Annotated in this window: 12 protein-coding genes; 7 read left to right on the plus strand and 5 right to left on the minus strand. The window is 70.4% G+C overall.

The annotated features are described in order from the left end of the window. The first annotated feature begins 51 nt into the window (after positions 1-51). On the plus strand, positions 52-531 hold the full coding sequence (locus WMF43_RS36735; RefSeq protein ID WP_437671978.1) for a hemerythrin domain-containing protein: 480 nt from the start codon (positions 52-54) through the stop codon (positions 529-531). 272 nt (positions 532-803) lie between these two features. Continuing rightward, positions 804-1,448, plus strand: a complete 645-nt coding sequence (locus tag WMF43_RS36740; RefSeq protein WP_437671980.1) for a hypothetical protein — start codon at positions 804-806, stop codon at positions 1,446-1,448. Between the two features lie 565 nt (positions 1,449-2,013). On the opposite strand, the gene WMF43_RS36745 is transcribed toward WMF43_RS36740, so the two are convergent. Continuing rightward, positions 2,014-2,736, minus strand: a complete 723-nt coding sequence (locus WMF43_RS36745) for a hypothetical protein (protein WP_437671982.1) — start codon at positions 2,734-2,736, stop codon at positions 2,014-2,016. Continuing rightward, entirely contained in the window at positions 2,733-3,470 is a 738-nt protein-coding gene (locus tag WMF43_RS36750) for a hypothetical protein (RefSeq protein WP_437671984.1), read from the minus strand. Before WMF43_RS36750 ends, WMF43_RS36745 begins: the two co-directional genes overlap by 4 nt. Before the next feature lie 759 nt (positions 3,471-4,229). On the opposite strand from WMF43_RS36750, the gene WMF43_RS36755 reads away from it, so the two are divergent. Further along, the gene (locus WMF43_RS36755) at positions 4,230-5,867 is read left to right on the plus strand and encodes a S8 family peptidase (protein ID WP_437671986.1); all 1,638 of its coding nucleotides are present in this window, start codon (positions 4,230-4,232) and stop codon (positions 5,865-5,867) included. On the opposite strand, the gene WMF43_RS36760 is transcribed toward WMF43_RS36755, so the two are convergent. From WMF43_RS36760 to WMF43_RS36770, 3 genes are read right to left on the minus strand one after another with little or no spacing between them, the layout of a single operon-like run. After that, entirely contained in the window at positions 5,834-7,495 is a 1,662-nt protein-coding gene (locus tag WMF43_RS36760; RefSeq protein ID WP_437671988.1) for an MXAN_6640 family putative metalloprotease, read from the minus strand. The two genes, WMF43_RS36755 and WMF43_RS36760, sit on opposite strands and share 34 nt — an antisense overlap. Beyond that, on the minus strand, positions 7,492-8,325 hold the full coding sequence (locus tag WMF43_RS36765) for an HmuY family protein (RefSeq protein ID WP_437671990.1): 834 nt from the start codon (positions 8,323-8,325) through the stop codon (positions 7,492-7,494). Before WMF43_RS36765 ends, WMF43_RS36760 begins: the two co-directional genes overlap by 4 nt. Positions 8,326-8,364: 39 nt before the next feature. Continuing rightward, a complete protein-coding gene (locus WMF43_RS36770; RefSeq protein ID WP_437671992.1) occupies positions 8,365-10,176 on the minus strand; it encodes a hypothetical protein in 1,812 nt (603 codons plus the stop codon). Positions 10,177-10,381: 205 nt separating this feature from the next. On the opposite strand from WMF43_RS36770, the gene WMF43_RS36775 reads away from it, so the two are divergent. From WMF43_RS36775 to WMF43_RS36790, 4 genes are all read left to right on the plus strand, one after another. Next, entirely contained in the window at positions 10,382-10,657 is a 276-nt protein-coding gene (locus tag WMF43_RS36775; RefSeq protein ID WP_437671994.1) for a hypothetical protein, read from the plus strand. 6 nt (positions 10,658-10,663) lie between these two features. Then, a complete protein-coding gene (locus tag WMF43_RS36780; protein ID WP_437671996.1) occupies positions 10,664-11,071 on the plus strand; it encodes an HNH endonuclease in 408 nt (135 codons plus the stop codon). 93 nt (positions 11,072-11,164) lie between these two features. Then, a complete protein-coding gene (locus WMF43_RS36785) occupies positions 11,165-12,766 on the plus strand; it encodes a serine/threonine-protein kinase (protein WP_437671998.1) in 1,602 nt (533 codons plus the stop codon). Positions 12,767-13,410: 644 nt separating this feature from the next. Next, positions 13,411-14,709, plus strand: coding sequence for a hypothetical protein (locus tag WMF43_RS36790; protein WP_437672000.1), 1,299 nt, complete (start codon positions 13,411-13,413; stop codon positions 14,707-14,709). Positions 14,710-14,747: the final 38 nt, after the last annotated feature.

Raw genomic sequence — 14,747 nt, forward strand, 5'->3', positions numbered from 1 at the left:
GAGCTCGTCCTTCCTTGCTCGCGAGGCGGCGCCGGCTAAATAGTCGGTTCTATGGACGCCATCGACCTCCTCGAACGCCACCACCGCGAGCTCGAAGATAAGTTCTCCGGCCTGAAGAAGGCCTCTTCCGTGGAGCCTGATCAGTTCGCCACGGCCGCCGACCTCCTCGCCATCCACATCACCATCGAGGAGCAGCACTTCTACCCTGCAGTCAGGGCCCGCCGTACGGAGGACATCCTGCTCGAGTCGCTCGAGGAGCACCTGTCGCTCAAGCGCGTGCTGGCCGACCTCCTGGCCATCGACACCAAGGACGAGAAGTTCGGGCCCAAGCTGCACGTCCTGGCCGAGCAGCTCGAGCACCACCACAAGGAAGAGGAAGAGCACCTGTTCCCCAAGGTGAAGAAGCTGCTCGACGACGGCGCGCGCGCGGAGCTCGGGGAGGCGATGCAGGCGCGCATGAGCGAGCTGAGGCAGGGTGAGCCCCGCAAGCTCGTCCTGGGGCAGACGCGCGCTGCGGCGCCCTTGCCCTGAGCCGCGGCGCCGCCGCCACCCACGGGAGCGGTGCGTGTACGCAACCAGGCGCAATGCGGGGCGGAGGCCACGCTGCGGGCGAGAGGCGCGGTGGGCGGCGGGCGGCGGGCGGCGAGCGGCGAACGAGACTGACGAGGCGTGTCTCGTGACGAAATTCTATCCGGCCGGGCGACGATTTCGGTCGCAGGGATTCTCCTACGCTTGTTAATGTATCCTGCCGCGTTCTCCGCGGCTTGAGCGAAAGCGCGCAAGGGCTCGGCGAAGGAGGTAAGATGACTGGTCTGCCGGTACTCTCCGTTGATACATCCTTCGACACGGACAGCGCCTGGTTCGCGGCTGGCCGCGTAATGCTCTACAGCCGGCTGGGAGAGCAGTTCTCGATCGTGACGTTCGGGCGCGCCAGCGCGGAGCGGCGGCGGATCCTCCGGCAGATTGCGCGCGCGGAGAGCGCGGGCAACCCGTTTCGGGCGATCGTGGTGTCGTCGCACGGCAGGCCGAGCTGCGTCGTCGACGACGACTCTCCTGATGGAATTTTGCTGTCACACGAGAGCCCGGACCAGGAGCTCGAGCTCTGGGCGCGCGGGCGCGTGCTCTATTTCTGCTGTTGCGAGACGGCGAGCGGGCCCCTCTTCGACAAGCTCCTGGACGCGGGCGCGAAGACCGTGGTCGGGTTCACGGGCAGGCCGTGCGCCGCGACCAGCGACGGGAAGTTCTTCTGGCGGCAGCTCGATCAAGAGCTGGTGTCCTGCGCGGTGCACGACCAGCGGGCGCCGGGGTTCGAGAGGGCCCGAGAGCAGGTCATGGAGCGGGTCGCGAACCGGCTCGCGGGGGTGCCCGGAGGGGCGGTGCGGGATGACCTCGCGCGGATGATGGATCTGCTCGCGTCGATGGTGATCCGGGGGCAGGAGAAGAACTAGACGGGGCGGGGGTGCCCAGACGAACGCGCCGGCGGGTGGGGGCCGCGCTCGCCGGCGTGGCGCGGGCGGGCGCTGGCCAATCGGCAAGACTGGGGTGGGGAGAAAACGGTAGAAAGAAGAAAAATTGCGGTAGGTTCCAGATGCAGTCGGCCCGGTCCTCGTGAGGTGTGGCCCAACGCGGGCCCAACCGCGCTGCGGTAGACTTGCAGGGCTTCGCGCCGGTAGTCGAAGTTGCGCGTGAGGCGCGCGCCGTACGCGGGCAGGTCCGTCGCGTCGCTGCGTGCATCCGCTACGAGCGCGCGGGCGGCTGTCGATGCCCGTGCGCGAGCGAACGCGATGTGCCAAGCCCCCATTCGGGGTGCCTCGCGTATGCGGCGGCGCCTCGAGGCAACCGCCCCCCTTGTACAAACAGGGCAGAACGACTCTGTCTGGCGGCCGGGGCGGAAGCTTCTTCATTCGGAAATCTACCCAACGGCCACGGCTTGCAGACGGACGGTGCCGCGCGCTTCCCTCGCGGCACCGTCCGTCTGCAAACCATCGTTGGGCCGCCCGGCCTTCGCTCCCATCAGGGCTCGTACGAGAGCAGCGCAAGCTCGTCGGCCGGCAGCAGGTACGGCCATAGTTCGTCCTTCTTCCCGCGCCATGCCCGCTTCATATATCCGAGTGGCTTGCTCCACCGCTTCAATTCGTCATACTGGCTACGATCGAACGCCTCCTTCACCCGGTCAAACGCGTCCACATCGAGCTTGCGGAAAACGGCTTCTTTTCGCCACAGCGATTCGGCCCACTCGATCCACTCCGAATGGAAGTAATTGCGATATATAAAATCGAAGAAATCTATGATAACATTCGGGGTTGACATCATCGGGAACCGTGGTTCGCCGTCTGGACGAATGTGGACGTGCGGCAACGGCTCACGAAACATTGCGCCGAGAGCACTCATGTCATAGTCGAGCCGCAGGTATTGAGCCTCGGTAGAACTATCGAGGTAATAATCCTCAAGCGTGCCCCCAACCGTTACGAGCGCCTGAAAGTTGAGGTATGCGATAACATCATTTCGCCAGTGCACGACCACGAACACTGCCAGTCTGTCCGCGACCTGGCAATGCCCGAGGTCGCCACCCAAGTGGTCATTGACGCAGCGAACGAACCATTTATGGACGGACTCAGTGGCACCTATGCGACCATGCTCGAGCTGCCAACTTCGTGGGAAACTCGATCGGTTTTCACCCTTAGCCTTGAGCACTGTGCAAACGTTCTCAACACCGGCCGAGAAGTATGCGCTCATGCCGCCGCCCCGAGGCGGCCAAGTACTGCGCCGAACCGCTGCTCAAGCGGCTCCACACCGCTAAACGCCAAGGGCTGAAGTTCGTCGCGAGAGGCGACATACAACTTGAGCGAGCAACAGTCAGGGCGTAGACTCATGGGCTTTTTGAGGTCGAGCCAAACCTCGTAGGCCATGCTCACCGGGTCTCCGGTGATTGCATCGAACTCGTATGCGATCTTCAGTGGTGCTTCCCCGAGCGCCTGTGACGTCACATCGTGAAGGACCTCTACTTCGATGTCATACGCGGCTCGGATCGCCTCGTGGACCCGCCTGCATCGGTCGTCGTGACTCGTAAAAATGCGCATTTGGGTCGCTTCGAACAATTCGTGAAAGATGCGGATCTGAGGCTCGTTGACAAGGACAGAGAGGGGTTCTACTTCGGTCCGAGTCACCACACCTTCCAGATCCAGCCTCCCGAGAACGTCCTCGAAGGACCGCTCGGTCATCCCCAGCCGCGCCGCCGCCCACTTACGCGGGAGAAGCTTGTTTCTCTGGAAGAACGTCTCCAACCAGAAGCGATCGATGCGTCCTTCGTGCTCGCCGATGACCCCCCGGAGCCTGCGCCACCAGGCGCGGTACCGCCCCATGACATCGTCGGCGGGAACGGCACCGAGCCCGTAGAGCGCATCGATCAGTTCGTAGCTGCAGAAGCGGTTTTGCAGCTCCGCCAGTCGCTGGTGTTGTGCTTGATTCATCGGAGATACGAGATGCCAGAAGGATCGCCCGTGTCAAGCTCCGCGTCGCCGACGCTCCAGGCGCCCATTGCTCTACACCTGCCCGCTCCGCCAGAGCACCCCACTCCGCCCGCTCACCTCCGTGTCCAGCCCACCCAACGTTCGCGCTCAGCGGCGAAGGCGGTGCGCAGCGCCGGCCTCGTCCGCTGCAGCGGGTTGTTGGTCCCACTTGGACGAATGTGCTGAAGTGAGGTTGCCGGACGGCCATGGTGTTGTCGGATCGCAACAACCTCCCTGCCGTTTGTGGTAAAAATTCACGTCGGGAGCGCGCGCCGTATGCGATGCAGCTGGAATGCCACCTCGGCCGCGCGCCGGTCGAGCGCGCGGCGCTCGCCGTCCGAGCGCGGCGCCGGGGTCTGGCTCGCGATCGGCGGGCGTCGCCGACACGGGACGCATCAAGGCCATCGACGAGCCTGTGTACGCCGTCTATCCGGAGTGGCTACAAGGCCAGAAGCAACTCCTGACGCCCCACCCCGGTGCCAGCGGCAGCCCGAGCAGCCGACCGATCGCCTCGTGAACGACCTTGGCCCCCCACCTCATCCCCGAGGGCGACGGCGCGGCTCAGGATGCTGGCGAGCGACGCGACCACCGCAGCCCAACGCCCGTGCTGGGCGCCCACCCGGCGGCGCTCGCGCCAAGGGTGTGGACGGGAGAAGGAGGCAGGGTGGGCTGCGCAGGAGCATGGTATGATGCGGCGCTGGGGGCAAGGGCTGAAACACAATGAGACGCACGGGGCTGGGGGTGGTCGGGGCGGCGCTCCTCTGGGGCGGCGGGGCAAGGGACGCCATCGCCTGGCCGAGCGCGGGGGCGGCGGAGACAGGGGCGTGGATCGTGGACGGGGGACGGCGCGTCGCGGTCGAGCGGCTCAGGGGTAGCGCGCGAGATGCGTCGGGGCGGACGCTCGCGCCGGTGCGGCTCCACTATCCGGGAGGACAGGTCGTGGAGGCCAGCGTGGGCACGACCGCGATCGTCGAGATCGAGGCGGGCATGGAGGGCGCGCTGGCAGCGGCCGGGGTCGAGCTGGTGCGACCGCTCATGCCCTCGATCGGGAGCTGGCTCGTCAAGGACTCGGGCGGGGGGGATGGGCTCGACCTCGCCCAGCGCCTGAGCGCGGCGCGCACGGCCGGACTTCGAGAGGTGATGCCGGATTTTTATGTGCGGCTCAAGGCGTTCGGACAGCCGTTCACGCCGGACGATCCGCGGCTGCCGGGACAGTGGTACTTCGACGACCTCAGGATGGAAGAGGCGTGGGGACGCACGCTGGGGGACCCGGCGACATCCATTGTGGTGATCGACAACGGGTGCGACCTCGATCACCCGGATCTCGTGGCAAAGATGGATCCGGGGCGGGACGTCATCGATGGAGACGACGAACCGACCTATACTCCCGGCGAGACGAGCGTGAACCACGGGACGGCCTGCGCAGGGCTCGTGGCTGCGGAGACCAACAACGGAGAGGGGATCGCAGGCGGCTGCCCGGCATGCAGGGTGCGGTGCGTGCGGCTGCTCGACGACGAGCCGCAGCCGCTCTCCATGACGGTCGAGGCATTTGACTTCGCGCTGGAAGTGAACGCCTCCGTCGTGTCGAACAGCTGGGGATACGCCGAGCCGATGCCGGTGCCCAGGGTGGTCGAGAACGCCATCAACCGGCTGTTCGACGCCGGACGCGACGGCAAGGGGGCGCTCGTCCTCTTCGCCGCCGGCAACGACGACCGGGAGATCGGGGACGACGAGATCCAGGCGGTGCGCGGCGTCCTCAACGTGGGCGCCGTCAACCACCTGGAGGAAGAGACCGCCTTCACGAACCACGGGAACTCCCTCGATCTCGTCGCGCCGGCGGGGACGCTGACCACCGACATCGCAGGCAGCGAGGGAGACGACCCGACCGATTACACGTCGCTCTTCGGAGGCACCTCGTCGGCGTGCCCGGTCGCCGCCGGCATCGCGGGATTGCTCGTCAGCGCGGCGCCCGAGCGAACCGCGGTCGAGCTCTATGACATCCTGACCCGCACCGCGCGGGCGGCGCCCTACGCCCTGCCCGATGAGAACGGGCACGATCCCATCTTCGGATACGGGATCGTCGACCCGGTCGCCGCGCTGAGGGAGGTGCTCGGAGACGAGCCGCCGCCGCCACCTCCGCCGCCGCCGGAGGGCGAGGGCGGGAGCGGAGACGAGGAAGACGAGCAGGCCGGCTGCACGTGCGCGGCCGCCGGCAGCGGGTCAGGCGAGCGGCGGAGCGCCCATTACGCGGTCGCGGGGGCGGTCGGGCTGGCCGCGCTGATGCGCTGGCGCCGAGCAGGCGGCGCACGCCGCGGAAGACAGCGTCACACGACCGAAGGTCGCCTCCCCTTGGGCTGAGCGCCTCCGCCGGCGCGCCGGCGCCGGCGCAGCGCCAGCACGAGCAGCGAAGCGCCCGCCGCCGCGTAGCTCCCCGCCGTCGCAGCGGGCGAACCGACGCGGCAGCCGCAGCCGCCACCGTCTCCGCTCGGCCCTGCCTCGATCGGCGCCTCGCCGCCGCTGCCGCTGCCGGCGCCACCAGCGCCGCCCTCCCCTCCGACGCCGCCGCCGCCTCCGCCGCCCTCCACGTCGGCCCGGCACGACGCGACCTCCTCCGCCGTTCCGATACACAACGTCGGCTTCCGCGAATCGCCCGCTTGCAAGGCGTTCACCGCGATCACGACCAGATCCTCGGCGCCCTCCGTGTCGACCACCGCCGCGCCCGCGGCGACGTCGGCGGCGCGCACGACCTCGCCGTAGACGCCGCCGCGCCGGCGCGCGGCGAGCAGCAGGGCGAGGCCGTCGTGCTGCGCGGGATCACCCGGGGGCGCCGCGAGCGCCGCCGTCATCGCCGCGCGGCCGCCGGGCCGGACACGGAAGTACTGCGCTGACGCGTGGAAAAGGCGGAGCCGGCCGGCGTGGGGCAAGGCGACCTCCTCGACGTGGAGGCCCTTGTAGCCGTCGCCCGCGGCGTAGGAGCGCTCGGGATCGGCGAAGGAGCCGGTCAGCAGGTTCCAGGTGGCGAACTCCACGAACGCGTCGGCGAACGTCGCCTGCGCGCGCGACGCGAGCAGCGGATCGAGCTGCTCGAACCACACCGGATCCGCCTCGCCGCCCGCGCCGTCCTCGACGCGCTCCCAGAGCGAACGGACGGTGCCGTCACCGTAACGCTCCTCGAGGAACTGGAAGAAGAGGGCGCTCCCGTAGCTGAACGGGTCGACCGGGCCGGCCTGAGGCACGTCGAGCGAGCGGTCGGTGCTCCCGAGATACCCGTCGACGAACCCCTCGAAGTCCCGCAGCGAGGGATCGAACGACTCGGTCGCCCACACCGCGGTCCCCTCCTGGATCACCGTATCCTGACCGTGATCATAGGCCGCCTGCACGGCATGAAAAAACTCGTGGCTCCCGAGGATCCGGTTCGCGGTCAGCGTCGACGGGTAGCCGTAACCGCTGTAGTCGTTCTCCTGGGTCATGAAGCCGGCGCACTGATCCGCGTTGTCCGCGGCGCAGGCGTCGATGCGGAACACCCCGTCGCCGATGCCGGCGAAATCGACGAGATAGACGTCGAAGCGGCCGTCTCCCCCGTTGTCGGTGAGATCCTCGTCGCTCCGCGGCGGCCGGAAGCCGAGGACGTCACGGTAATGGAGGAGCACCTCGTCGTAGACGGCGGCGACCTCCTCCACGAAATCGGGGACGCCCGTGGCGTCCGCGTCGGCGCCGGGCACCGCGTTGCGCCCCTCGCGCGCGAAGTGGACCAGGAAGCCCCCGGAGGCCGACGCGAACGTCTCGACCACGTCGTCCGCGTCGAAGCGGTATTGCAGGTCGGTGCCGCGCGAGTCCGGCCGGTCGAGCGGCGCGGCGGCCGGTCCGTCCAGCGGCCCGGCGGCCCCGCCGTCAGCGCCGCACGCGGCGAGCACCGGCGCGAGCGCGAGCAAAGCCGCGGCGCGGGCAAAGCCGCGGCGCGACGCCCCGACCAGGCGGCGGGTCACGGGAGGAAGGCCCACCGGACCTGGAAGTGAGCCGCGGAGGCCGTGTCCGAGACCATCCCTGTCTCGTTGCACTCCGCCTGGTTCTCCTCGTCGTAGTAGTGCGTGACGGTCAACTTGAGCTTCCGATCGTCGGCGAGCGCGAGGATGTACACGGTCCCGCTCATCGCCAGGCACATCGAATAATCCCAGTAGCCGGAGAGCGCCGTGGCAGGGCCGTTCAGCCCGGAGCCGTCCGTGATGAGCTCGCAGCTTTCGGTGAAGTACTCGTCGTTGCGGAACCGCGCGTTGTCGGGGACGGCGGTGAGCGCGTCGTAGTCCGGCGTGCCCGCGAGCCGCGCCGCCGCGACGCAGGACGGCCCCGAATGACCGCTGTTGATGCGCACGAGGTAGCGCCGGAACGCGATGTCCCAGTCCATCGAGGTGAGCGACTGCTCGTCGGAGATCTCGACCTTCTCGAGGCCGCCGTCGGTGAACCGCGCATAGACGTAGGGCTCGTCGTCCGCGAACGCGCCGCCCGCGCTGGCGTCGATGGAGGAGCGGAAGCCGTCGCCGTCCGCCGCGCTGCTCACCTCGCCGGACGAGACCGTGTCCTGCAAGCCCATCTGCTGGAAGACGTCGTCCTCACACGCCACCGGGGTCGGCTCCGCGCACCGGGCCGCCGGGGCGCCGCCTCCGCCGGAGCCGCCGGAGCCGCCCTCGCCCGTCGGGGCTCCGCCTGCCCCTCCGTTGCCTGTGTCGACCGGGTTGACGGGTTCGTCGGAGCCGCAGGCGGAGAGGGCGAGGAGAACACCAGCGGCGGCGAGGAGGGTGGATGTGCGAGAAGACGACATGCCGGCATCGTACACAAAAAAGCCGGATCAAGGCGCCCGCTACGGCGCGCTGGTCCGCCGGTAGAGCCACCAGTCGCCGACGTGATCCACCGGGACGATGCTCGGGTCCTTGGCGAAGAGGTTGCGGGCGCCCGCCCGCCGCCGGACGAGGAACCAGTCGAAGAAGGCGCCGTGGCGGCGCACGTCGAACTTCTCCGGCGTCCACTCCCACCGGAGCGGCGTGGGCGGCGGGACGACGGCGCCCGGCTCGGTGCGCGGCCGGTACGCGACGGGAGAGGCGTCCCAGACGGCGAAATGGAAGCTGAGCCAGCCGCCCCGCGTGGCCTGCACCCACGCGGGGAGGTGGATGAAGGGAGTCGTCGTCCGGGTCGAGCCGCCGTGATCGAAGATGAGGTAGAGCAGCTTGGGCGCGGGCGGGATACGGGCGATGATGGCGTCGAAGTCCTGCGTGGCCCGGTCGAACCGGCGGTAGTTGTCCAGCGTGACGGCGCCGAGGGAGACCGCCGCGCCCGACAGCGCGAGCACGACCGGCACCTTGAGCCAGGGCGATCGCGGCAGATCCGGGAACGCGCCGAACGCGAGGAACAGGGCCGCGACGATCTCGCGCGGGTAGACGTACCACCAGAGGCCGATCTGCAGCGGCAAGGTGAGGAACAGGCCGAGGAAGACGGCCGCGCAGGCGATCGGGACGAAGGCGGCGGCGCGGGTGAAGGTCCACCGCCGCGCGAGCCATGCGAGCGGCGAGGGCGGCGCGGGGGGCTCGGATGGCGCGAGCGGCGCGGGGGGCGCGGGTGGCTCGGATGGCGCGAGCGGCGCGGACGGCTCGGGGGGCTCGGGCAGCACGGGCAGCTCGGGCGCGCTGGCCGGACCGGCGGAGGCGCCGGCGCGACGCAGGACGGCGCCGGCAGCACACACGAGCAGCGCGGCGAACACGAGGCGCGCCGCGCGCCCGGCGGCCGTCGCCTCGGCGGGATCGGTGAAGCTCGTGAACAGGAGCGAGGGGATCTCGCGGAGCCGATCCCAGTGGGGCTCGATCGCGAACGGCTCGCCGCGCAGGGTCTTGGGGCGGACGACGAGCCACGCGGCGAAGAGGACCAGCGAGGGCGCGAGCGGGAGCGCGATGGGGCGGAGCCGGCGCGTCGCCGGGAACAGGACGATCGCCGTCCCGACGACGGCGGCGAGCGCGAACGGGAAGCGGAAGATGTGGGTGAAAAACAGCGCGACGAGCGCGAGAGCGAGCGCGATCTGCCGGCCGCGGGAGGGGCGATCGAGGAGCAGGAGCGTCAGGCCGACGACCATCGCGAAGAGGCCGAGCGCGCCCATGTGATTGAGGAAGCCCCAGTGGGTCAGGTTGCACCAGGCGACGCTGAGCCCGAGCACGCCGAGCAGCGGGCTCCGCTTGAGGCCGTGAAAGAGCACCGCGAGGCCCGCGGGGAGCAGCGCGAGCATCGCCGCCGCCGCGACCTTCACCGCCGCGACGGGCGGGAGCACGACCATGAGCAGCGCGCCCAGCGCGTACATGGACAGGTACGGGACCGCGATCGGCTGCAGCGTGAACTGCTCGCGGAAGTGCCACGCCGGGTCGAGGTAGTGCCGGAGCGCCGCCGTCTCGGCCGCGTGGAACGGGAGGTCGGTCATCGGCGGATAGCGGACGGCCGCGAGCGGGACGGCGATCACGTAGACCGATGCGGCGACGACGACGAGCGCGAGGGCGGCGCCGAGCGGCGCGCGGCGGGCGGCGAGGGCCGCGCAACGGGCGGCGCGCGCCGCGCGGCGGAGCGGGCCGGAGGGCGGCGCTCGGCGCGGCGGGGCCGCAGCCGGAGGCTCCGCCGGGGGGGACGGGGTACCCAAGGTGGGCGGAAGCTACCATCTCGGAGCAATCTCGGAGCAGATCGAGGAGGAGGTCCGCGGCGGCGGCACCCCCACGGGGCGCACCCCCACGGGGCGCCCCGCGCGCTCGCGCGCCCTCGGGATGCGGCAGCCCCAGGGGGCGCCCCGCGCGCTCGCACGCCTCGGGCACGAGATGTGGTACCCTCCTGACATGGATCGGCGACCGATGCCTGGAGCGGGAGACGAAGCGGCCATCCTCAGCCGGCTCATCCGCCCCGAGCGCGACGACCTCTCCCCGGAAGCCGCCCAGTCGATCCTCCAGCTCGCCTTCGACGAGCAGGATCGCGCGCGCATGCACGAGCTGGCCGTGCGGGCGCAGGGCGGCGAGCTCACCGACGGAGAGCAGGTCGAGCTCGAGAGCTACCGCCGCGTCGGGCGCATCCTCGACCTCCTGCGCTCGAAGGCGCGGAGATCGCTGAAACGAGCCGGGCTCGCCGCATAAGCTGCGATGGACGCAGCCCTCGCCGCGCTGGTCTGGCAGCGCGCGAACGCGACGTGTGAGTACTGCCTGCTCCCACAGGCCATCTCCTCGATTCCGTTCGAGATCGATCACGTCATCGCGCAGAAGCACGGCGGGCCGACCGAGACGGACAACCTCGCGCTCACCTGCTTCTACTGCAACAGCTACAAGGGCCCGAACATCGCCGGAGTCGACCCGGAGTCGGGGCGCATCGTGCGCCTCTACCCTCCGCGCAAGGATCCGTGGAACAGGCACTTCCGATGGGAGGGCTCGCGCCTCGTGGGCCGGACGGCCACCGGCCGCGCCACGATCGCCGTGCTCGTGCTCAATCACCCCGACGCCCTGGCGCTGCGGGCTGAGCTCATCGAAGAGGGCGTGTTTCCGCCGCGCCCCTGACGCTGCTCCATCCGTCTTGCTTCCCGCCTTCCCCCGGGAAGAATGGTGGAGGAGCCGCCGAGGCGCGGCGTGACAGGGGGGGCGAGCATGGGCATGGAGACAGCGCCGACCGTCAAGGACCTCGACGGCGCGCCGGCGTCCGCGGCGTTCCGGGCCGTGCTGGACCGGAACGCCGTGCGCCGCGCCGAGCACCCGGAGCGCACCGCCGACGGCGAGGGCCAGCGCCGCGCGCTCCGGCGCGCGACGTACGTCGGCCTGTGGGGGTGGCCCGCCTTCTTCCTGCTCGACGTGTACATGGTGACGTGGGTCTACCCCGGCGCGCCGTTATGGCATTTCGCCGCGCTCCGGCTGGTGGAGCAGGCCCTCATCGTCGTCGTCTACCGGATGACGCTCAGGGACGATGTCCCCCTCCGGCGCATCGCCGCCGCCCGGGAGCTTGTGTTTCTCGCCGCCGCGCTGTTCATCTCGATGATGGCGCTCGAGCTGGGCGGGATCCGCAGCTTTTACATGGACGGGCTCTCCATCATCATGCTCGTCCGCTGCGTCGTCGCGCCAGCCCCCTGGTGGTCGGCATTGCGGTCCCTCGCGCTGCTCGCGCTCACGTACCCGCTCGTGATCGGGGCAGCCGCGGTGTTCTCCGCGTCGACCCGCGCGACGCTGCTCGACGTGTCGGCGCTGGCCGCCGTCGCCGGGCATTACGTGTTCGTGCTCGCCTCGGCCTTCCTGGGCGGGGTCTCGAGCCACCTCGTCTGGTCGGCGCAGCAGCAGGTCTATCAGGCCCGCAAGCTCGGCCGGTACCGGCTGGAGGCGCGGATCGGCCAGGGAGGCATGGGTGAGGTCTGGCTCGCGTGGGACGACACGCTCCGCCGCAGGGTGGCGCTCAAGCTGCTCCGCATGCAGGAGGCGCCCGAGCCCGGCGCCGTGCGGCATTTCAAGCGAGAGGCGCGCGCCGCGAGCATGCTGAGCAGCCCTCACACCATCCGCATCTTCGACTTCGGCGCGAGCGACGACGCCATCTATTACATCGCCATGGAGTACCTGCCGGGCGCGGATCTCGGCGCGCTGCTCGCCGCGTACGGCCCGATGCCGATCCCGCGCGCGGCGCGCTTCATCGCGCAGGCGTGCGAGTCGCTCATCGAGGCGCACGACGCGGGGGTCATCCATCGGGACATCAAGCCGCAGAACCTGTTCGTGACGCGCGTCGGCGACGATCACGATTTCGTCAAGCTGCTCGACTTCGGCATCGCGCGGGTGGTACCCCGGGGAGAGCCCGTCTCCGGGACCAGCACGGGCGTGATCCGCGGGACCCCCGAGTACATGGCGCCCGAGCTGTTCTGCGGCGAGCAGGCGGACGCGCGCAGCGACATCTACGGGCTCGGCGTGACGCTGTATGCGCTGCTCACGGGCGGGCCGCCGTTCGAGGGCGGCTCGCTCGCGCAGGTCATCGCGGCGCAGCTCTCGCAGCAGCCCGCGCCGCCGTCGGTCCGCCGCGGGGAGCCGATCCCCGCGCCGCTGGAGGCCATCGTGCTCCGCTGCCTCGAGAAGGATCCGCGGGCGCGTTTCCAGTCGATGCGGGAGGTCGCCAGCGCCGTGCAGGCCCTCGCCGACGACGGCGGGTGGACCACCCGGGACGCAGAGCGCTTCTGGCGGGATCACGTCGCGCAGCTGGCGAGGATGGAGGCGCCGACCCGGTAAACGCCGGTCGCCGCGCCCGGTGTACGCCGAGAGCGAGCAGGGCGCCTGACGATGCCGCGCCGTCGTGCGAGCACCGAGATTCCACGAGATCATCGGCGCAGAGATCACGACCCTTCACCCCACGCCTCAGTCGCACCGACTGCGGCGGCACCTGTGGTGAGCAAGGTTCGCTATATCAACCAGGACGTGCAGCGTGACCGTACGGTGGGGCGGTGACACCGCGAGCCCTTCACCGCGGGCGATGCGGCGGCGGGAATAAGGCGTCGAGCGACGGCCGTTCTGCGCCGGTGCTGCGCCCCCACGGACGACCGCCGGGTCGGCTATCCTCCGCTTCGGACATGCTGCTTCCGGAACGTCCTTCATCGTCCAGCCACGCTCCCTCGGCGCGGTCGCGGGCGCGCCTGCGCCGGGCCGCGCTCACCTCGCTCGCGCTCGCCGCGTGCGCTGCGCCGCCTGGACCCCGTGACGCGCCGCGGAGCGCGCTCCGCGCTGCCCCTGCGGCGGCGGCGCGCCCGCCCCTCGCCGCTCCCGAAGCGCGGACGCCTGTCGCGCACGGCGAGACGGGCCCGCCGCCGCCGCAGCTATCGCTGGTCCTCACATCGACCGTCGGCCAGGTGGAGGTGGCGCCGTTCCCCGGAGGAGCGGTGCTGTTGGATCGCTCGCTGCTCGCCATCGTTCGTGGGCGCGAGGCGCGCCAGGATCCCGCCTGGCTCGCCGGCCTGCCCGAATACATCAACTGGTGGAACTTGCGCGGGGACGCCCGGTATAAAACTGACGCCGACCTCCGGCTGCCCCCCGGTCAGCCGACGCCGACAGCCGACGCGCTCCCCCGCGGTGCCATCTTGGACGTCCAGGCAGGGCTCTCGGCCGCGGGTCAGTCCTGGGAGATGCCGCGCCATTTCTTCACATGGAACGGAGCTCGCTGGTCGCGCGCCCCCGCGAATGCCGCCGGCGGCCCCCCGACCGATCCCCGGCTGGGGAACGTCGCGCAGCGCTGGGAGCGCTATGAAGCGGCGGCGGTGACAGCGGGGCAGCTCCTGGTGATAAGCGACGACAGCTTCAACGACAGGGCGGCGTTCTTGCTCGGTCCGGGGCGCGGGCCGGCGATGCCGTCATGGCTTCCGCTCGACGACGAGTCGCCGTGGAGCCTCGTGCAGCTCGCAGGCACGGGGGCGGGTGAGGCGTACCTGTGCACCTACGACGCGCTGTTCCGGTGGGGCGAGGGTCGCTGGGAAGAGCAGGATCTCCCGGAAGGACGCATCGCCTCCTGCGCGGGCACCGCCGACGGGACGCAGTGGCTCGTCGTGGCAAGAGAGGTGGCGGGTGCCGCGCCGTCTCACCGCAGGCCGGAGCTGCTTCACCGCCCGCGGGGAGGAGCGTGGAGCGCTGTGCCGCTGCCGGGCGGCGCCTGGCCGGTGCGCGTCGCAGCGTCCGGCGAGCGGCTCTGGATCAATGCGTCGGCGGGAGAGACGCGGTCGCCCTCTCGCTTCGAGGTTTACTCGAACGCGCCCGTCGAGGTCCCCCTGATGCTCGGCGAGGTGCAGATTCCATGGTGGCACGATCCGGAAGGGCGCGAGCAGGATCCGCCGGCCGTCGGTGACTGGCCCCCGGGTCCGGCCACGAGCGCGTGCACGTCGCCCGTCGTGTACCTCGGCAGATCACGTACGCCGGCGCTGCAGAGCGCGCTCCGCAAGCACACCGAGACCGAGGGCTTGCCGCTCGTCGAGGTCCAGGGGACCGCGCACGGCAAGACGTCCGAGGTCTGGAGCGGCCCCGACAAGCCTCGCGGCCTGCGTTACCATCCCACGCGCGCGCGGGTCCGGGGCGTCGCGATCCTCCCCGCGACGGCATCCGACGGGATCCACATCGCCGAGTTGCTGGCGCCCGACCTCCCTGACCTGCCGCCGAGGGTCGTGTGCGCGAAGCCGCGCACACGACCATGACCGCCTCGCCAGCGATGGGCAGGCAAGCGGTACCCCAC

The organism is Sorangium sp. So ce131, assembly GCF_051519095.1.
Taxonomy (GTDB): domain Bacteria; phylum Myxococcota_A; class Polyangia; order Polyangiales; family Polyangiaceae; genus Sorangium.